This window comes from Variovorax flavidus, assembly GCF_030317145.1.
GTDB classification, from domain to species: Bacteria; Pseudomonadota; Gammaproteobacteria; order Burkholderiales; family Burkholderiaceae_C; genus Variovorax; species Variovorax flavidus.
In genome coordinates this window covers 21,944-41,258 of record NZ_JASZYE010000011.1, presented here as the reverse complement: position 1 = coordinate 41,258, position 19,315 = coordinate 21,944, and the positions used below count along the sequence as shown (strand labels likewise).

Sequence of the window (19,315 nt, the reverse complement as noted above, 5' to 3'; positions counted from 1 at the left end):
CGGGCCCGGTGCTCGCTTTCGTAAGGCCCGAAGTTGGTGGACGTGCGCTTCATGACAGCTTCTCGTTGTAGAGCAGCGCGCGGCCGATGGCGTTGGGCACGAAAGCCAGCACTTCGCCTGCCGCCGACAGGATGACGCCGCTGCCGATCACGCTGACCGTGACGGTCGAGCCAACGACGACCGAAGCCCCGTTGGCAACCCGGCCCAGCACCTTCACGCTGGCCCGGGCACCGTCGGACGCCCTTTCGAGCAGGAAGACCGTGCCGTCGACCGATGCCTCGACGGCGATCACGGTCAGCACGGCGCCGCCCACCGACAGGGCTGCCGGCACGGCCACCACCGCGCTCGCTGCGGCACCGGTGGCCGAAGCCGCCCCGACGACGGACGCCACCGGCAACATCGACAGGGCGGACGCTTCGCTCTGGGCATGAGCCTCGCCTGGAACCAGCACGTTCGCCGCGGCCGCGCAGACGGCGAGAAGAACAGTGAAGAAATACTGCTTCATGATGGGCACTCCTTGAGAAAGGTCGCGAACGGGTTGCTCGGTCATTGGTCGGCGCCTGCTTCAGCACGGGCTTCACGCCGTTCCTGCAGTCGCGCTTCGGCGAGATCGGCCTCATGGCGGTCGCGCAGCGTCTTGGCCAGCGTGAAGGCCGAGCTGATGAGGAACAGCCAGCTCACGCCGAGGAAGGCCTTGTAGGTCTCGCTGATGTCCATGCGCAGCAGGCCCCAGCCCGTCAGCCCCATCGCGGTGAAGAAACCGCCCCAGACGACCAGCTTCCACATCGGCGTGTCGCCGGCGGTCAGGGCGCCGCCGCGCTGGCTGTCGCGCACGAACTTCGCGAGCACGAATGCCGCCGACAGGCAGAACACATAGCCCATCACCATGAAGGCGCGATCCAGCGCCTGTCCCGGCAGCCAGGTCAGGCCGGTGGCGCACAGGAACACGGCCAGCCCGAACGAGATCCAGACCTGCATTTGCCAGGCACGCGTGTCGCGCTGGATGGAGACGTTGGAGGAGAAGGGGTGCATGGAGGCCTCGCGGCGAAGTGAAAGTGCGCGAATGATGTTTCGCACTCCCGCCGCAAAGCGTGAACTAATGCACCGGTGGCGACTTGCAGCGCCACCGGTATCTCTATTCGATACCAGACGCCTTGTGGCGGCGCGCGAGCAAGTCGGCGCGCGTGTAGGTACGGTCGGTACCAGCCAGGCGCATCGCGATCACCTCGAGCGCGCCCTGCGTCGGCGCCGGGTTGCCGGGCCGGAGAAAGAGGATGGGCGTCGCGAGACTGAGCAGCACCAGCGTCCAGTTCACGCGCGGATGCGGCAAGCGGTGCTGCTGCCAGAGAAAGATGCCGCTGATGGCCACGCCGAGCGCGAAGCCGGCCACCACCTCCGACTTGGAATGCGCGTAGATCGCCAGCCGCGATGCACCGATGAGCGCGGCAAACAGCAGGCCGAGCGCGGCAGCGGCCACCCGCACGCGATGTTCCCAGCGCGAGACCGTCAGCCAGCACGCGACCGGCCAGACGCTGGCCGAAAGCGCCGTGTGGCCACTGAAGCCCGTGAAGTTGAGGGTGGCGTTCCCGATACCCCAGCCGAGGAAGGCGATCTTGGTCGTCGCGATCAGGCTGGCGCCGATGCCGAACAGCACGACCCACAACAGCGCGGATGGCCGCGTGCCGCTGCGGGTGCTGAGCCACACCGCGATCCAGAGTGCAGCGGGCAGGAGGAAACCGCTGTCACCGAACCAGGTGACCGAGTACCAGAACGCTTCAGAGAGGGGCAAGTCCATCAGGCGGGCATCATGCACTCAGCAACCCGCTCACCCGCCGCTGCAAGGCTTCGGGCTGCACGTCGGCCTGGGCCATCGCATCGCCGACGTTGAGCCCGACCCGGCTGAAGAATCCGCGTCGGAACGGACGCACCATCGCGACGTTCTGCCCCTCGCGCACTTCGATCCGGCTGAAGTACGAGCCCCAGAGATTGGTCAACGCCATCGGGATCACCGGCACTTCGATCCCCTCGGCACGCGCGGACTCCAGGATCTTCATCACCCCGCCCTTGAAGGGCTGCAGGCTGCCATCGCGCGTGATCGCGCCCTCAGGAAAGATCGCAAGCAGGTCGCCCTCGCGCAGCACCTGCACGGCTTGCGCGAACGCCTCTTCGTAGGCCGCCGGGTCTTCCTTCTGCGGCGCGATGGGAATGGCCTTGGCCAGCTTGAACAGCCATCCGAGCACCGGCACGCGGAAGATGCGGTGGTCCATGATGAAGCGGATCGGGCGCGGGCTGGCCGCCATCAGCAGCACCGCATCGATGAAGCTCACGTGGTTGCAGACCAGCACGGCCGCACCCTCGGCCGGAATGTGCTCGTCGCCCTTCACGTCGAAGCGGTAGACGAAGCGGGAGAGCACCCAGGCCACGAAGCGCAGCAGGTACTCCGGCACCAGCATGAAGATGTAGAACGCCACCACCGCGTTGGCGATGCCGGTGAACAGGAAGATCTGCGGGATCGTGAAGCCGGCCTTCAGCAGCGCGCCCGCAATGATCGAGCTGCCGATCATGAACAGCGCGTTGAGGATGTTGTTGGCGGCGATGATGCGCGCCCGGTGCGTGGGCTGGCTGCGCAGCTGGATCAGCGCATACATCGGGACGCTGTACAGGCCCGCAAACAGCGACAGCAGGCCGAGGTCGGCCATCACGCGCCAATGGGCTGGCTGTCGCACGAAGCTGCCCAGCCCCATGTCGCCCAGGGCGGGAAGCGCACGCGATGCGAAGTACAGGTCGATGGCGAACACGCTCATGCCGATGGCGCCGAGCGGCACCAGGCCGATTTCGACCTGGCGGCGGCTGAGCGTCTCGCACAGCAGCGAGCCGATGCCGATACCAACCGAGAAGACCACCAGCAGGAGGGAGGCGACCTGCTCGTTGCCGTGCAGCACTTCCTTGGCGAAGCTGGGGAACTGGCTCAGGAACACGGCTCCGAAGAACCACATCCAGGAGATGCCGAGCAGCGAACGGAACACGACGAGGTTGCCGTGGGCCAACCGGAGGTTGCGCCAGGTCTCGCTGACCGGGTTCCAGTTGATCGTGAGGCCCGGATCGGTGGCCGGTGCCGGCGGAATCGCCTGCGCGACGCCGCGTCCGGCCAGGGCCAGCAGCACGCATGCGACGGCCACGGTCGCGTGGCCGACCTGCGGCAGCGCGACCAGCAGGCCGCCTGCGACCTGACCGAGCAGGATGGCGACGAAGGTCCCCATCTCGACCATGCCGTTGCCGCCCGTGAGCTCGCGGGAATCGAGGACCTGCGGGAGATACGCGAACTTGACCGGGCCGAACAGGGTTGAATGCAGCCCCATCAGGAACACGCAGCCCAGCAGCACAGCGGCATCCGCCCGGAAGAACCCCCAGGCGGCGACCAGCATGATCGCGATCTCGAGGTTCTTGACGAAGCGGATCATCTTCGTCTTGTCGTACTTGTCCGTGAGCTGCCCCGCCGTGGCGGAGAACAGCAGGAAGGGCAGGATGAACAACGCGCCAATCGCCAGCCCCGCCATGGCGGGCGGCATCCAGCTGATCTGCAGCTGGTACGTCACCATCACGGTGAAGGCGAACTTGAAGAGGTTGTCGTTGGCCGCGCCGGCGAACTGGGTCCAGAAGAAAGGCGCGAAGCGCCGCTGCCCCAGAAGGGCGAATTGATTGGCGTGCCCATGCAGGTCAGGCACGCTGGAGGAAGACGAGTCGGCCGATGTTGTCATTCGTAGAGAGCCTTGCTGGGAGGATTTCTCACGCCGTCACGGTGGCGGCGCCCGGATTGTGCCGCAGGGCTTGCCGCTCCATCGCCTGCAAGGCATGCAACACGGGCAAGGCCGCCAGCGCCGCGGTCAGGTGCTTGAGGCTGTGCCCGGACACGAACTGCTGCGTCGCTTCGAAGATCGCGTGGTCCGCCAGTTCGAACGTCTTGGCGAGCACGTAGAAGAAGATCACCCAGCCCAGCTTGAGGCCGATCGCGCCCTTGATCGGCTTGGTCAGCGCCAGTGCCGCGATCAGTGCCATGCCGCCGAACTGCACCAGCACCCACGGCAGCGCGTTCCCCGTCGCGTGGCAGATGGCGGCCGCCAGCAGCCCGCCCGCCAGCGTGAACCAGGCGGCGGGCCAGCCGGCGCGAGAGCTCACCCGCTCGCACACCGCGAAACCGACCAGTCCGGCAAAGGCCACGGCCATGCCGGCGCGGTCGGCCGCCAGGCGCATGCTGTCGGGCTCCAGGTGATAGAAAGCCGACCCCAGGGCCGTAAGGATCAGGCCCGCGAAGAACATCCAGGCGCAATCCAGCGAGTTGACGGGCGGCTGGAAGGCGGCCTGGGGCAGCGGTGCCGCATCCTGGGCCTTCTCGTTCGTGCGGTCGAGCCAATGCAGCCAGCGCAGGCCCCAGATACCGATGACGGCAAAAGGCAGGTTGCTCAGCACGTCCATCGCGTTCGGCAGCCCGCGCCAGGCGTGGCTGTCGGCAAAGGGCGCCGCGCCGAGGCCGGACGCGGGAACCGCCGGGCCCACGACCGCTGTCAGCACGAGCAGCACGAACAGCGACAGCAGGCATCGTTCGCGGTGGGAAAGGGACGAGAGGGACATGGCGGGCTCCGGTGGGTTGGCTTGGGGTGGAATCTAGGTTGTCAACACACCATCCGGCATCGAAAATCGATACGGCCTACTTATCCACCACTTCCGGTATCAACCGGCAATACCCGCCCATCCCATGAGCACCACTGTCGACCTGGTCCAGGCCCTCAAGAACGAACTCAAGAACGCCCGCATGACCTACGCGGATCTCGCCAAGTCGCTGGACATGGCCGAATCCAGCGTCAAGCGGATGCTCGCCAAGGGCGACATGCCGCTCACCCGGGTCGACGCGATCTGCCGGGCTCTCAAGATCGACTTCGCCGAACTCGCCCGTCGCGTGGCCGACGCGCAGCCGCTGCTCAAGGAACTGACGCTCGAGCAGGAAAAGGCGGTGGTCAAGGACAAGAAGCTCCTGCTGCTGGCGATCTGCGTGCTGAGCCAGTGGACGCTGGAGCAGATCGTCGGCGCCTACCGCATCACCGAGGCCGAGTGCATCGGCTACCTGGCGCAACTGGACCGCATCGGCATCATCGAACTGCGCCCGCTGAACCGGTATCGCCTGAAGCTGGCGAAGACCTTCCGCTGGCGCCCGCACGGCCCGGTGATGGACTTCTTTCGCGAGAACGTGGTCCTCGACTACTACCGCGGCGGCTTCGACGGCCCGGCCGAGGGGCTCCTGCTGGTGCACGGATCGATCAGCAAGTCGCTCGCGCCCGCCTTCCTGGACCGCCTGCAGCGCGTGGCCCAGGACTTCGCGCAGCAGCACCAGACCGACCAGAAGCTGTCGCCCAAGGAGCGTGAGGGCTACACCCTGCTGCTGGGCATGCGCAACTGGGAGTTCGAGCTCTTCACGCGCCTGCGCCGGGCCTGAAATACACAGAAACCGGTTTCTTCTATAAAATCGAGGGCTGCAGAAAAGTGGACGAACGGGTCCCACCGATGGCGCAAACTCCCATGAACGCTCAGGTGAACCGCACAAGCGGTTCAGTCACTGCTTCTTTTGATCAATCGCCGACTGGAGAGACGCCACGCCATGTGGCGCACCGAAGGAGCAAGCCCGCTGCAGGTCGCATCGGGTGAATCTCTCAGGTAACAGAGACAGGGGGAGCGGCAGCCTGAACCTCGGGTCTCGGCCGCTCCGCACAGTGAGCACCAACACCCGCCGTTCATGTCATCCCACAAGGATCTGGACATGCGCGTGGTTGTGCTCGGCGCCGGTTTGCTCGGCGTTACATCGGCCTACTACCTTCAACAGCTCGGTCACGAAGTGATCGTGGTCGACCGGCATGCGACTCCCGCTGCCAAGGCTCGCGGTCGCGTGGCGCCGGCTGGCGGCGCAGCGACGCTGCAGCGTGCCGGAACCGGTCTGGCGCACACCGCCGGTCGTGCGCAGGGCGGATGGGCCCGGCTGCGTGCAGGCATGCGCCGCCGCGTCGCCAAGCTGCTCGATCACGCCATCGGCGCGCGAGCGCCGCGCGATCCCCGCGAACACCTCGTGCGTCTTGCTGCCTACAGCCGCAAGAGCGCTCGGGTGCTGCGCGACGAAGCCGGCCTGCCCCAGGGTTCGCGCATCGGAGGCCTGTTGAACGTCTTCACCGACGTCGAAGCCTTCAACGCCCGCCTGGCGCGCGCTCCGCACTGGTCCGGGCTGGGCTGCGAAGAGCAGCTGTTCTCACCCGACGATGCGATCCGCATGGAGCCCGCGCTTCAAGCCATCCGCACCAGGTTCGCCGGAGCCACCTATTCGGTCGAAGACCCGGCGCGCGATCCTTCGCAGGTCGCGGCCAGCCTGGTCTTCCTGTGCCGCGCAGCGGGCGTGCGCTTCCTGACGAAGCACACCGTCGTGTCGCTGAAGGACCGCGACGGCCGCATCGACCGCGTCGAGTTGCTCGACCCCGCCGGCCAGCCCATGACGCTCCGCGCGCAGGCCTACGTGCTGGCGCTGGGCGCATCGAGCGTTCCGCATGCGGAGTATCTCGGCGTCGACATGCCGTTGCGTTTCGTGCGCGAGTACATCGTCACGATACCGGTCAAGGATGCAGCCCGTGCACCGCGCGTCGCGTTGCGCGACGTGCAAGGCAAGCTGCGCATCACCCGCGTCGAATCACCCGAAGGCGACCAGCTGCGCGTCACCGCCACCGTGCGCGCCGGCCTCGACGAAGATTGCGAACCGGATTCGGATCGCTTCAACGCCATCCTGGCGCGCGTCGAGATGCTGCTCCCCGGCGCGGCGGACATGGCACACGCCTCCCTCGCCACCGAGATGCACGCCGTGAGCACGACGCGCCTGCCGATGATCGGCAAGACGCGACTGCCCAACCTCTTCATCAACACGGCCCCCGGCACGCCAAGCTGGATCAACGCCCTCGGCGCGGGCAAGTCGATCGCCCGCATCGTCAGCGGCCTGAGGCCCGAACTCCAGTTCGCCTTCAGGGGCCTGTAGCGCAAAGGGCGGCGGCCCCCTACAATCGCCGCACTGCAGGAGAGCGGGCCGCGCAAGCGGCTCCACCGAAGGCGCAAACTCCCATAAACGCTCAGGTCGGCTCGCAAGACGAGCCTGTACTGCACCAACTGTCATAGCCGTCTGGAGAGCCATCACGCCACTCGCATGTGCGCGTGATGCACCGAAGGAGCAAACCCGTTGCGGGCGCAACGGGTGAATCTCTCAGGTACCGAGGACAGGGGGAGCGGCAACTTGGACGTCCGGTCCGGTTGCTTTTTCTTTTCCAGCTTCCGTTTCCGTGTCGTTCAAGCGCTGCAACCTTCAAGGGTTCTGATATGCGCGTGATCGTTCTTGGCGCCGGCCTGCTCGGCGTGACCTCGGCTTACTACCTCCAGCAACTCGGCCACGAAGTGACCGTCATCGACCGGCAGGCCACGCCGGCCGCCGAAACCAGCTTCGCCAACGGCGGGCAGATCTCGGTGAGCCATGCCGAGCCCTGGGCCAATCCGGGCGCTCCACTCAAGGTGCTGCAATGGCTTGGCAAGGAAGATGCCCCCCTGCTCTTTCGCATTCGTGCCGACATGCGCCAATGGCTCTGGGGCCTGCAATTCCTGCGCGAATGCACGCCGGCGCGCACCCGCCACAACATCGAGCAGATCGTGCGGCTCGGCACCTACAGCCGCGACACGCTGCAGCAACTGCGCCGCGACACCGGCATCGGCTACGAGCAGCGCACGCAGGGCATCCTGCACTTCTATACGACGCAGAAGGAGTTCGACGCCGCCCTCGCCCCCGCCGAGCAGATGCGCGCGCTGGGCTGCGACCGCCAGGTGATTTCAGCCGACGAGGCCGTGAAGATCGAACCCGCGCTGGCGCACATCCGCCCCCAACTGGCCGGCGCCACCTACACGGCCGAGGACGAATCCGGTGATGCCAACCGCTTCGCACGCGAGCTCGTGGCACTGGCGACGGCGGCGGGCGTGAAGTTCCTCATGAGCCACACGGTGACGGCGCTGCGCGAAGCCGGCGGCCGCATCGATCACGTCGAAGCCACCGACAACGAAGGCCGCTTCCAGCGCATCCGCGGCGATGCCTTCGTGCTGGCAATGGGTTCGCTGAGCCCGCTCTATGCCGCGCCGCTGGGCATCCGCCTGCCCATCTACCCGGCCAAGGGCTACTCGGTCACGCTGCCCGTGAAGGACGCCTCCAAGGCGCACCAGGTCTCGCTGACGGACGACGAATTCAAGCTCGTGTTCTCGCGCTACACGTCGGCTTCGGGCGACCGCCTTCGCATCGCCGGCACGGCCGAACTCAACGGCTATGACCGTGACCTGAACCGCGTGCGCTGCGAGGCGATCGTGCGGCGCGTCGAAGAACTGTTCCCCGGCGCCGGCGACGCCGAACAGGCCCAGTTCTGGACCGGCCTTCGCCCCGCGACGCCAAGCAATGTGCCGCTGATCGGAGGGACGAAGCTGCCGAACCTGTTCCTCAACACCGGCCACGGCACGCTCGGCTGGACGCATGCGTGCGGCTCGGGCAAGTCGATCGCCCGCATCGTGAGCGGGCTGCAGCCCGAGGTGGACTTCGCCTTCACCGGCTCGCGCGCGAACGCTTCGCCGGCGCTTCAGCCGGCGTGAGAGCGCTGCGGCTCAGTTGTTGCCTGTGAAGACGGTGAGGACGCCGGTGTAGCCGTACAGGTGGTTCCGCGCGATCTCGCCGGCCGCGAAGAAGCCGACCAGCGGCACATCGCCCAGCGCGTGGCGCACGATCTGCAGCTCCGCACCCGGTGCCCCGAAGTGCGGACCACCGCGGCCGGAGCAGCTCACATACACGGCGCCCGCGATGCGGCGGGCCGGATGCGGCGCGGCCTCGGCCTCGCCGGCGGCCACCGCGCGTGCGGTGGCGAGCGTCTGCTCTTCCGGCTCCAGTTCCTCGCGGATTTCGGCGCACACGCGCATGAGATCGGCGCGCGCGGCCTGCGCGTTGCGCCGGCAGAAGCTCATGCGCATGCCGACTTCGGCGTTGTCCGCAATCGCCACGCCGCGACGCGTCGGGTCGAGACCGATGATGTGGCGCACCCGCACGTCGGCACCGAGATCGCGCGTGCGGCGGAAGCCGTCGCTGCCGGGTTCGGACAGGCCGACGAGCGTGGCGCGCACGGCTTCGACCGCCTGTTCCGGCGCATCGAGCGACACCTTCAGGTCGTCGAGCAGCACATCGAGCGCCGGCTCGCCATCGAGCTTGAGCAGCAGGTTGCCATCGGCCTCGGTGATTTCGCGTTCGACCGATACCGGCTGGCAGCCTTGCGTGACGCGCGACACCAGGCGCACGCCTTCGCCGAACACCACGCCCGACAAGCCGCCCGAGAACACGCCGCCCACGGCGCCATGCCCCCGGATGTTGCCGTTGCCGCCGATGGCGAACTGCAGTGATCCGGCGCGCCCTGAAGACAACCCGCCGAAGAGGTAGCCGGTGTCGGTGCGATCGGCCATCTCGGCGATCAGCTCGCCCAGCTCGGGCGTTCGCGGGTCGGCATGCACGAGCGCCGTGTGAGCGGCAAATCCGCTCATCTCCGAGCTGGCGAGCGGCGCCACGCCCGAGAACACGCGGTACTGGTCGCTCGACAGCTCGCACAGCATCACGCTGAGCGCCGGCTCGTCGAAATACTCGGCGTTGTTGGCGGCCACGCCCACGCCGACGGTGCCGGACCAGTCGGTGATCTCGGGCAGCTCGGCGCCCAGGTGGTCGAGGATTTCCTGTGCGTCGGCCGCGTAGTGGTCGGTGATGTAGAGCAGGCCCAGGGAGGGCGAACGGGCGTAGTCGGGCAGCGCCATCTGCGCCCGGAGTTGGGCGAGCACGAGCCCGGCCGCCATGCGCCATTGCGGATGGGTGGCGTGACCGGAGGGGAACAGCTTCATGCGCGCGGCTTTCAGTCTGGGTTCGTTGCGGGGAGTCAGCGCCCGCGCGCGCGCTTGCGCGCGGGGGCCGATGATTTGCCGGCGGGAGATGCCTTCTTCTGTGCCGTCTTCTTGGCGGCAGCCGTGGCAGGCTTGCGCGCCGCCGACTTGGCCGGCGCCGCTGTCGTCATGGCCTTGCCGACCGCGTCGGCCAGCGGCTGCGCCATCGCGGGCACCTTCAGCTGGGAGGCGTCCTGCATTGCCGAACTGGCGATCTGCTGGAACTGCTGGGTGAGTGCGCCCCACCACTGCATCGGGTCGATGACGCCAGCGGCATCCGCCGCCGCGCCTGCGGAAGCCTTCGACGGCTTCGCCCTTGCGGTCGGCGCCTCCTCGACTTCTTCCTCTTCTTCCTGTTCTTCCTCTTCGACTTCCGGCTCCGGTTCAGGCGCCGGTGGCGCGGCGCGGAACGAAGGCGCGGGAGCCGGCGCCGGAGCACTCGGCGGCCGCGTGAAGACGCTCGCCAGATCCTCCATGCGGACGTTCATGCCGCGCAGCGTGGAGAGCGTCATCTTCTGCACCTCGAGCGCCTGGATGGTCGCCTTGAGCGCATGGCCGTTCTGCTCGAGCCAGTACTGCACGGTCTTGAGTTCCTGGATGCGCTTGTCGACTTCCTCGACGCTGAGCGTCGGCGCCACCCAGTTCGAGAGGCTGGGCATGCCGGGCACCGAGCTTGCCCCGGCCGACGCGCTGCCGCTCGCCAGGTTCCGGAGAAAGTCGAAGCCCGGGACGAACTGGCTGAAGGCGAAAGGCTTGCTCGCGTCGCTCATGGGCGGTCTCCGGTGGTGTGGTTCTTGTCCGGGCAGCTTACTCCAAGCGGATGGGTTTGGGCTCGGTTCGGGCCGTCAATGCTTGTGTTCGCCACCGGCGGGCGCGGCCGCTCCGGCGAGAACCGGAACGTTCAATTCCTTCGTGCTCTTCTGCCCTTTCGCGTCCTCGAACTGGAGCGTGAGCGGGACGGTGGTGCCATCGGCAAGCGCTTTCTTCAAGTCCATGAGCATGAGGTGATAGCCGCCCGGCTTGAGCTCGACGGTCTGCCGCGCCGGCAACTCGATGGCGCCGGCGGCGCGCATGCGCATGGTGTCGCCTTCCATCTTCATCTCGTGCACTTCGGCCACGCCGGCCGCCGGCGTCGACGCGCCGACCAGCCGCGTGCCCGACGGCGCGTTGAGCTTCATGAAGGCGCCCGTGCCGCTCTGGCCCGGCACGGATGCGCGGATCCATGGGTCGCGCACGTCGACCGCCGCCACGCCGGGCGCCAGCACGTCGAGGCGCGCCGCGGGACTGCTCAGGCCCTCGGTCGAGCTGCCGCTGGCGGGGATCTGCGCCCAATCGGCGCTGCCGGTGTCGCAGGTCTGCAGCACCTTGAACCACAGCACGCCCGGCGTTGCCGGCAGCTTGCCGCGCACCACGAACTCGGCGCGCTCGCTACCTGGAAGCGCGGTTTGAGCGGATTCGGCCGTCCAGCGGACTTCACCGGCGTTGTCCCCCGCCGGCTTCTGCACGTCGAGCTTCCAGCCCTTGCGGGCCTGCGCGTCGCTGAAGGCAAAGCCCTTGGGCAGGCGCACGGTGATGCCGGTGGTGCTCTTGGCGTCCTTGCAGGGGTGGCCGACGCGGAATGCGGCTTCGTACTCGCTGCCGGCGGTAGCCCCGCCGGGCGGCAGGGTCACGTGGGCGAAGGCGCTGCCGGCGCCGGTCAGGAGGATGCAGGCGGCAACGTGTCGGAGGGTGAATGTGGCGTTCATGGCAAGTCCTTCGTGATGGTGGAGTCAGAGGTCGAAACGGAGTTCAGCGGTGTAGGTGCGCTGCGGATACGGGTGGAAGTTCCAGTACTGGTAGTTGTTGGCGTTGTCGATGCCAAAAGCAGCCGACCACTGCCGGGCGATCTGGTAGCGCACGCGCAAGTCGACGGTGAAGTACTTGCTGACCCCGGTGTAGGCGAAGCCGTTGACGTCGCTGTTGTCGAGGGTGGAATACTGCTTGCCGCTGTAGCGCGCCGCCACCGTGAAGGCCCAGCGGTCGTCGGGCTTGTACGTGGCGAACACCGTGGAGCGCCAGCGCGGTACACGCGGCTGCCACTTGCCGACGCTGGCCGGATTGCCCGGGTTCTCCACGGTCTTGGAGTCCGCGAAAGTCAGGCTGCCGCCCAGATCGAGCCCGCGCATGACCACGTCCTGCCCGGTGTACGCCAGCTCGAAGCCGGTCGTGCGCACCTTGGCAATGTTCTGCACGCGCGACCCCGTGGTCGATCCGGGAACGAGCTGGCTGAAGATCGCATCGTCCGTGGTCTCGTGGAACACGGTGGCGCGGGCCAGGCCGTTGCCCAGGTCCTTCTCGGCCGAGAGTTCGCTGGTCCAGGACTTCTCCGGCTTCAGGAAGGGATCGTTGATGAACGACAGTGCCCCGCCCGTCGTGGCACCGTACAACTCGCCCACGGTCGGAAAGCGCACGGCGCGCCCCAGCGAGCCCTTGAGCACCGTGTCGTCGGTGAGCTGGTAGGCCAGTGCCGCCTTGGGCGACACGTCGGACTGGCTGCGCGGGGCATAGTCGATGGCGCTGGTCGCGATCTGCGTGAAGCCGTTGTCGGCCTTCCAGTCCTCGTAGCGCAGGCCGAGCACCGCTTTCCATCGGGGCGCGAAGGACCATGCGTCCTGCACCCACGCGCTGAGCGTCTCGCTGTCGCCGCCGACGTTGCTCACGAGGGTGGTCGGCGGGCCGTTCAGCCAGTTGCCGAGGACGTTCCGCTTCAGGATTCCGAGTTCGTAGGCATCGCGGCCGACGCCGAAGTCGACGATGTGCGCGCCGCCGATGCCCTGCGGACGCCAGGTGCCCTTGGCCGCCAGCGTGTTCCACCCGGTGCTGCCACCTTGATCCTGCAAGGTGCCTGCGCCACCGAAGGCCGCCAACGGCAGCGCGATCGTCGGCTGACGCTGCTGGTCGGTCGCGTAGTCGTACAGGCTCGCCGCCACTTCCCAGTCCCACTCTCCCTTGGTATTGCTCTTGACCGACAGCCCGTGCATGGTGTGCGTCTGCTCGTCATTGGTCAGGGGGAAGGCGGTGGGCGCCAGCGTGAAGCTGCGGCCCTGGATGTTGATCGGCCCGGCATACACGGGCGCGCCGGCGCTGTTGCTCAGATAGGTTTCCGGCCGTCCTTCGGATGTGTTCTGCCACCAGCCCAGCGTGTAGGTCGCGCGCACCGTGGACGAGAAATCGTAGGCCAGCTTCAGCTTGGCGTGGTCCTGCACCGTGTGGTACTGGGTGCCGGTGCCGAGGATGTACCAGGGCATGTTGGTGGTGTTCAGTCCCGGCACGAAGCCCGCCACCGGCGTGCCCGCGCTGCCCCGCGTGCCGGATGCCAGCGTCGCGGTGCTGAAGGTCAGCGGCTGTCCCTGGCTGTCCGTACGGGAGACGTCGATCCACCACGACCAGTCGCCGCTGCGGCTTCCGAGCGACGCACTCGTCTGCCAGCTGTTGAAGGTCTGGTTCGTGTTGTACAGGTCGAAGGGCTGCGACGAATAACCCGCCTTGACGTGCGCCTCCAGCTTCGTCGGCATGCGGGTGACGTAGTCCACCACCGCTCCGGCCGAATTGCCGGGGTACGCGGCCGAGAAGGGCCCGTACATGACGTCCACGCGCTCGATTTCCTCCGGCGTCACCAGGCCCCAGCGCGGCGCGTAGTTGGTGCCGTTGGCGATGCCGTTGCCGAGGTAGTTCGACAGCAGGATGCCGTCCGCATACACCGCCGAGCGTGCGCTGTTGCCGGTGCCCGATGCCCGGGTGGACAGGATGGCGTGGTTGTAGTCGCCGATGTAGCGCTTGCGCACCAGCAGGCTGGGCAGGTACTTCAGTGCGTCCTCGCTGTCGGTGGCGTTGATGCGGGTCTCGATCTCCTCGCGGGTCACGCTCTCGATGGTGGTCGGGATCTGCGTGGGAAGCGAGGTCGGCTGCCCGCCGGTGACGGTCACGATGCCGAGCGACTTGACGCGCTCCGGGCTGTCGTCCGCCGCGCTTGCAGCCTCCGGCGATGGGGCTTGGGCGGCCGCAGGGCCGGCCAGCCACGGAAAAGCTGCGCCCATGGCGAGCGACAGCAGGGTCTTCTTGTTCACTGGAAAAGCGCTCCTCGGCCCCTTCAGGGCACCGGTGCATGGCTGGGGAGGATCAACGCGCATGCGCCCGGCAGGCGCACAGCGAGATCAGCGGATGCAGCTCAGAGGAAGCGCGGAGGCCCGCGCGCCGGCAGCGGCGCAGCGGTGGCCGCGGCGATGCGCGCGGCAGGGATCGATTGGACGGCATGCGCCAGCGGCTGGACCGCAGGCAGGGCGACGACGGGCGTCGGCGGCGGCGCGCCGGTCAGCACGCACAGCGGGCAGTCCAGGTGCGAGGCGCCCATCTCCTGGGCGCCGTCGTCGGTCTGGACGACCACCTTGACCGCCCCGCTGGCGGAACAGACCAGCTCCACGGCCTTGGGCTGGACGACCGGCGAAGCGACCGCCACGCCCAGCGACAGCACGAACCACATCAGCACGAAGCTGACGAGTCGGTGGGCGTGGCGCAGGGCGGACATGGACCGCGATTATCAACCCGCTCGCCATGGCGCCCCGGCTTGTGGAAAATGATCAATTCGACACAGAAAGTCACATGTCCATCTTTCACCTTGCATTTCACGTCCGCGATCTCGACGAAGCCCGGCGCTTCTACGGGGGCGTGCTCGGCTGCGCCGAGGGCCGCAGCACCGACACGTGGGTCGATTTCGATTTCTTCGGCCACCAGATTTCCCTGCACCTCGGCGAACCCTTCGCGACCTCGCGCACCGGCCGCGTCGGCGACGTGATGGTGCCGATGCCGCATTTCGGCATCGTCCTCGAACTGCCGGCCTGGCGGACCATGGCCGACCGCCTGGAGGCCGCCGGTGTCGACTTCGTGCTCAAGCCCCAGGTGCGCTTCGAAGGCCAGCCCGGCGAGCAATGGACCATGTTCTTCTGCGACCCCTTCGGCAACCCGATCGAGGCGAAGGGATTCCGGTCCCTCGACACCGTCTACAACGCATGAACTCCTCTTCGGTCCCTGGCGTGAGGTCGACGTCCTGGCGCATGGCCGGGCTGGCAGCGCTGTTTCCGGTTTTCTTCCACTCGCCCGCGCAGGCGGTGCAGGACTGCGAGATCAACGGCATCGCCGTGAACCCGGCCAATGGCAACACGACCGCCGGCAAGACGGGACTGATGCGCTGCAGGGACCGCGACACCCGCGCGCTGGTGCGCGAGCAGCAGATCCAGAGCGGCACGTTCCAGGGGCCGGTGCGCCTCTACGAGAACGGCAAGCTCGTGAAGGAGTACAGCGTGAACGCACGCGGCAACATGGAAGGCCGCGCCCGCGAGTTCACGCCGGGCGGCCAGGTGGTGCGCGACGCGACCTACGACGACGGCCACGAGATGGGCCTGGTGCGCAGCTACTACCCGTCGGGCCAGCTGCGCCGGGTCACCTATTTCGCCGATACGGTGGGCGAGCGCGCCTCCGTCGAGTTCACCGAGCGCGGCCAGCTGTCCGCACTGCGCTGCGGCGACAAGCCCGTGCTGGCGCCGGCGGCCGACGACGCGAAGCTCTGCGGCTTCGGCGTCGGGCCGTCGCAAGTCGAGTTGTTCGACAGCAAGGGAATACTGCGTTCGCGGCTCTCCTACCTGGCCGGCAAGCGCGTGCGAAGCGAGGAGCTGTACGACAACGGCAAGCCCGCGGCGCTCGACGAGATCTCGGGCAACCAGCGCACCGAGCGACGTTTCTCATCCGAAGGCGTCAAGCGGCGGGAGGTGGTCTCGCTGCTGGGCGAGCGCGGCGCGACCAAGCAGCGGGAGCAAGAGTTCTCGGAAAAGGGCACGCTCGTGCGCGACCAGCGCTGGAATCCGGCCGGCGAACCCGTCAGCGACGAGAGTTTCTATCTGAACGGCCAGCCGCTGAGCAAAGCGGCCTATGGCGTGGGCGGCGACCCGCGCCAGATCGAGATCACCGAGTTCCACGACAACGGCCAGCGGGCGGCCGTCGGACGCTACGTAGCAACCGACCGCTTCCGCCAGACCGCCATCGGCACGCACCAGCGCTTCAGCGACACCGGCACGCTGATCGCCGAATCGATCTACGACGACAAGGGCCGCATCACCCGCGAACGCGCCTGGGATGCCAACGGCAAACTGGAACGCGACGACGAGGTGTTCGAGGACGGTTCGCGCAAGGCCTACGCGAAGTAGGCCAGGGCGAACCGGCTGGTCATCAGTCGAGTTTGATGCCGGCGGCCTTGATGATCGGCCCCCAGCGCTTCGATTCCGCACGCGACAGCGCGGCGAACTGCTGCGGCGTGCCCGGCATCGCCTCCATGCCGAAATCGCTGAAGCGCTTCATCACCGCGGGCGTGCTGAACGAACGGTTGAGTTCGCTATTGAGCCGGGTGACCACCGCAGGCGGCATGCCGGCCGGGCCGAGGATGCCCTGGAACGCGAACACCTCGGAGTTGGGCACGCCCACTTCGGCCAGCGTCGGCACGTCGGGCAGGAGCTTCGAGCGGGCGCCGGTCCCGATGGCGAGCACGCGCACCTTCTTGCCCTGGATGATCGACAGGCCCGAGGCCAGGTCGAGGAACATGCATGGCACCTGACCGCCCATCACGTCGGCCATCGCCGGCGCGGCGCCGCGGTAGGGGATGTGCGTGATGAAGGTGCCGGTGCGGCTCTTGAACATCTCCATCGCCAGGTGGTGCGGCGAACCATTGCCGGGCGATGCGTAGTTGACCTTGCCAGGGTTGGCCTTCACGTAGGCGAGGAAAGCCTTGAAGTCCTGCGCCGGGAAGTCCGGATGCACCACCAGCGCGAGCGGGAACTTGCCGATGGCGCCGATGTAGGTGAAGTCCTTTTCGGGGTTGAAAGGCAGCTTGCTGAACAGATGCTCGTTGAAGGCCAGCACCGCGTTGTCGGCCGACAGGATGGTGTAGCCGTCGGGCTTCGCCTTGGCGACCAGTTCCGCACCGATGTTGGTCGACGCGCCCGGACGGTTGTCGATGATGATCTGTTGCCCCAGCGGCTGGCGCATCGCCTCGGCCAGCGTGCGCGCAATCACGTCCGTCCCGCCCCCTGCCGGGTACGGCACCACCCACTTGATGAGCTGCTCCGGGAATCCCTGGGCGCGCGCCCATGGGGCGGCACTGGCGGCCGCGGTGGCAGCGAGGGTGGTGAGCAGGGTTCTGCGATCCATCTGGAAGTCTCCTGGTTTTTTGCGAATCGAAATGAAAGCTTCAGGCCGGCGATGCATCGGCCGGCGCCGCGGACAGGGACGGCATGGGCAAGCCATCCAGCGCATGCGCCAGCGCGGCGCGGCAACGCGTCTCGTCGCCGACCTGCTCGAACAGCAGCAGGGCAAGCCGCGCGAGGAAGAGCGATTCTCGCTCCGCGCCGGCCTCGCTGATGGCGCGGGCGCATTCGGCGTAGACGCGGTCGCGTGCGTCGTGGGTCAATGCGGTCATGCCGACTCCTTTCCGGCGAGCGCGGCGGCTCGCGCCAGCGCCCGCAACAGCGCGCCCTGCGGCACGCGGCGCCACCGTGCGGCCACGTGGCCGTCGGGGCGCAACAAATAGATGGCGCCCTGCCCGGCCCCGAGGGCCTCGAAGACGGACTCTTCGACGCAGCCCGGCGGCAGCTCGTGCATCACGATAGGCACCGGCCCGGCCTGTGCCATGGCGATGTCGGCGGCGAGCGCGGCGTCCATGCCCGCCATGTTCAGCACGAGCACGGTGAAGTTCGGGCGCAACCAGTCGGTGAGATGCAGGTCGCGCGTCAGGGGCCGATCGGGCATCACTTCGCCGGGCCGGGGGCCGGCCGCCAGCTCGTCGCTATCGCTGGACAGCGCCGAATCGTCGTAGCGCACCGCCTGCGTCTGGCGTGGATTGATGAGGTTCGCGATCTCGCGGTGCGCGCCCGACAGCGACAGCGCCGCTTCGCGCAGCAGGTCGAAGCCCCGCGAGGGCGGCGACATGAACTCGGTGCTGCGCATCGCGCTCTCGGCGTTGATGTGGAAAGCCGCGATGCGCTCCTGCGAATAGCTGTCGAGCAAGGCGGCGGCGGACACGCCGCGCACCACCAGGGCCAGCTTCCACGCCAGGTTGTCGGCGTCGTCGAAGCCCGAGTTCAGCCCGCGCACACCGAAGATCGGCATCGCGTGCGCCGCATTGCCGGCGAACAGCACGCGGCCATGGCGGTAGCTCTCCAGCGTCATCGCGCCGGCGCGATAGACCGAGGTCCAGACCGTCTTCCACGGCAGGTGGCCCTCGCCGATCGCCTCCAGGTGCCGCTGCACGAACTCCTGCACCGCGGCGGGCTGGAGTGCTGCCTCGGTGCTCTGCCCGGCGCGCAACTGGTAGTCGATGCGCCAGATGTCATCGGGCTGGCGGTGCATCAGCACGGTCGAGCCCGGGTTCCACGGCGGATCGAACCAGGCGCGCCGCTCGGTCGGATGCTTGCTGTGCAGCTCGATATCGATGATCACGTAGCGGCCTTCGTAGCCCGTGCCTTCGAGATTGAGGCCGAGCGACTTGCGCACGAAGCTTTGTCCGCCATCGCAGCCGACCAGCCATTGCGTGCGCAGCGCGTACGCGCCCAGCGCATTGCGCGCCTCCAGCGTGAGGCCGTCGGCGTCTTCGGTGAAGCCGGTGAGCTCGGTGCCCCAGCGGATGTCGATCAGGCCCGGCGTGGCTTCGTTGCGGCGGAAGATCTCGTCCAGCAGGTACTGCTCGATGTAGTACTGCTCGAGGTTGATCATCGGCGGCAGCTTCTGCTGCGCGTCGTGCGGCATCTCGAAGCGAAACACCTCGTCGGTCTTGTAGAAGCTGCGCCCGCCCGTCCAGGGCAGGCCCTTCGCCAGGAAGGCCGGTAGCGCGCCGAGGCGCTCGATGATCTCCAGGCTCCGGCGCGAAATGCAGGCCGCGCGGCTGCCGACGCAGACCGTGTCGTCCGCTTCGAGGATGACGCAGCGCACGCCGTGGTTCGCGAGCCCGAGCGCCAGCGACATGCCGACGGGGCCGCCGCCCGCGATCACGACCGGGTGGCGGCCGGGCTCGACGCCCTCTTCCAGCGGCGGCAACCAGGGCTTGAACTGCGTGTAGTGAAAGTCGCCGACCGAGGGCGGCAGTTCACCGGCGGCCGGCGGCAGCGGGCCTGTGGCGGCGTCGCCTGCGCGTGCGGCGGGTGGGGTCACAGCGGTAGTCATGGGCAGGATTGTCCCGATGCGGCCTTGCGGCCGATGTCGTAACTTCATACGAAGTGAT

At 67.8% G+C, this 19,315-nt stretch carries 18 protein-coding genes and 3 riboswitches; of the genes, 5 read left to right on the top strand and 13 right to left on the bottom strand.

The genetic code is table 11. The features are described from left to right. Positions 1–49: 49 nt before the first annotated feature. From QTH90_RS28280 to QTH90_RS28260, 5 genes are all read right to left on the bottom strand, one after another. On the bottom strand, positions 50–505 hold the full coding sequence (locus tag QTH90_RS28280) for a hypothetical protein (protein WP_286667904.1): 456 nt from the start codon (positions 503–505) through the stop codon (positions 50–52). 41 nt (positions 506–546) lie between these two features. Beyond that, on the bottom strand, positions 547–1,032 hold the full coding sequence (locus QTH90_RS28275; protein ID WP_286667903.1) for a YiaA/YiaB family inner membrane protein: 486 nt from the start codon (positions 1,030–1,032) through the stop codon (positions 547–549). Between the two features lie 103 nt (positions 1,033–1,135). Then, a complete protein-coding gene (locus tag QTH90_RS28270; RefSeq protein ID WP_286667902.1) occupies positions 1,136–1,795 on the bottom strand; it encodes a phosphatase PAP2 family protein in 660 nt (219 codons plus the stop codon). Between the two features lie 10 nt (positions 1,796–1,805). Beyond that, a complete protein-coding gene (locus tag QTH90_RS28265) occupies positions 1,806–3,758 on the bottom strand; it encodes an MFS transporter (protein WP_286667901.1) in 1,953 nt (650 codons plus the stop codon). A gap of 28 nt (positions 3,759–3,786) precedes the next feature. Then, positions 3,787–4,629, bottom strand: coding sequence for a hypothetical protein (locus QTH90_RS28260; protein WP_286667900.1), 843 nt, complete (start codon positions 4,627–4,629; stop codon positions 3,787–3,789). 124 nt (positions 4,630–4,753) lie between these two features. Between QTH90_RS28260 and QTH90_RS28255 the strand changes: the two genes are divergently transcribed. The 3 genes from QTH90_RS28255 to QTH90_RS28245 all read left to right on the top strand — a co-directional run bounded on the left by QTH90_RS28255 (position 4,754) and on the right by QTH90_RS28245 (position 8,697). Further along, complete coding sequence (locus QTH90_RS28255) at positions 4,754–5,488, top strand: helix-turn-helix domain-containing protein (RefSeq protein ID WP_286667899.1); 735 nt, start codon at positions 4,754–4,756, stop codon at positions 5,486–5,488. Between the two features lie 134 nt (positions 5,489–5,622). Beyond that, positions 5,623–5,729: riboswitch (glycine riboswitch) on the top strand. 80 nt (positions 5,730–5,809) lie between these two features. Beyond that, positions 5,810–7,060, top strand: a complete 1,251-nt coding sequence (locus QTH90_RS28250; protein ID WP_286667898.1) for an FAD-dependent oxidoreductase — start codon at positions 5,810–5,812, stop codon at positions 7,058–7,060. Between the two features lie 26 nt (positions 7,061–7,086). Then, positions 7,087–7,183: riboswitch (glycine riboswitch) on the top strand. A gap of 8 nt (positions 7,184–7,191) precedes the next feature. Then, a riboswitch (glycine riboswitch) is annotated at positions 7,192–7,309 on the top strand. Positions 7,310–7,395: 86 nt separating this feature from the next. Continuing rightward, positions 7,396–8,697: a D-amino acid dehydrogenase gene (locus tag QTH90_RS28245; protein ID WP_286667897.1), complete on the top strand. Its 1,302-nt coding sequence runs from the start codon at positions 7,396–7,398 to the stop codon at positions 8,695–8,697. Between the two features lie 12 nt (positions 8,698–8,709). Here QTH90_RS28245 and QTH90_RS28240 read toward each other — a convergent pair whose 3' ends face one another. The 5 genes from QTH90_RS28240 to QTH90_RS28220 form a co-directional block, all read right to left on the bottom strand. After that, positions 8,710–9,978: an FIST signal transduction protein gene (locus tag QTH90_RS28240; RefSeq protein ID WP_286667896.1), complete on the bottom strand. Its 1,269-nt coding sequence runs from the start codon at positions 9,976–9,978 to the stop codon at positions 8,710–8,712. Between the two features lie 35 nt (positions 9,979–10,013). Beyond that, on the bottom strand, positions 10,014–10,787 hold the full coding sequence (locus QTH90_RS28235) for a PhaM family polyhydroxyalkanoate granule multifunctional regulatory protein (protein ID WP_286667895.1): 774 nt from the start codon (positions 10,785–10,787) through the stop codon (positions 10,014–10,016). 75 nt (positions 10,788–10,862) lie between these two features. Then, positions 10,863–11,762: a copper chaperone PCu(A)C domain-containing protein gene (locus tag QTH90_RS28230; protein WP_286667894.1), complete on the bottom strand. Its 900-nt coding sequence runs from the start codon at positions 11,760–11,762 to the stop codon at positions 10,863–10,865. Between the two features lie 24 nt (positions 11,763–11,786). Continuing rightward, entirely contained in the window at positions 11,787–14,093 is a 2,307-nt protein-coding gene (locus QTH90_RS28225; RefSeq protein ID WP_286667971.1) for a TonB-dependent receptor, read from the bottom strand. 131 nt (positions 14,094–14,224) lie between these two features. Beyond that, positions 14,225–14,581 (bottom strand): DUF2946 family protein, encoded by a 357-nt coding sequence (locus tag QTH90_RS28220; RefSeq protein ID WP_286667893.1) that lies wholly within the window; start codon positions 14,579–14,581, stop codon positions 14,225–14,227. Between the two features lie 74 nt (positions 14,582–14,655). Here QTH90_RS28220 and QTH90_RS28215 point away from each other — a divergent pair, with 74 nt between their 5' ends. Continuing rightward, a complete protein-coding gene (locus QTH90_RS28215) occupies positions 14,656–15,066 on the top strand; it encodes a VOC family protein (protein ID WP_286667892.1) in 411 nt (136 codons plus the stop codon). Next, a complete protein-coding gene (locus QTH90_RS28210) occupies positions 15,063–16,253 on the top strand; it encodes a toxin-antitoxin system YwqK family antitoxin (RefSeq protein WP_353506643.1) in 1,191 nt (396 codons plus the stop codon). Before QTH90_RS28215 ends, QTH90_RS28210 begins: the two co-directional genes overlap by 4 nt. Before the next feature lie 22 nt (positions 16,254–16,275). On the opposite strand, the gene QTH90_RS28205 is transcribed toward QTH90_RS28210, so the two are convergent. The 3 genes from QTH90_RS28205 to QTH90_RS28195 are packed head-to-tail and all read right to left on the bottom strand — an operon-like array spanning position 16,276 to position 19,257. Beyond that, on the bottom strand, positions 16,276–17,250 hold the full coding sequence (locus tag QTH90_RS28205) for a Bug family tripartite tricarboxylate transporter substrate binding protein (RefSeq protein WP_286667891.1): 975 nt from the start codon (positions 17,248–17,250) through the stop codon (positions 16,276–16,278). 40 nt (positions 17,251–17,290) lie between these two features. Next, on the bottom strand, positions 17,291–17,518 hold the full coding sequence (locus QTH90_RS28200) for a hypothetical protein (RefSeq protein WP_286569654.1): 228 nt from the start codon (positions 17,516–17,518) through the stop codon (positions 17,291–17,293). Beyond that, entirely contained in the window at positions 17,515–19,257 is a 1,743-nt protein-coding gene (locus tag QTH90_RS28195) for an FAD-dependent monooxygenase (protein WP_286667890.1), read from the bottom strand. The genes QTH90_RS28200 and QTH90_RS28195 overlap by 4 nt, the downstream gene beginning before the upstream one ends. Positions 19,258–19,315: the final 58 nt, after the last annotated feature.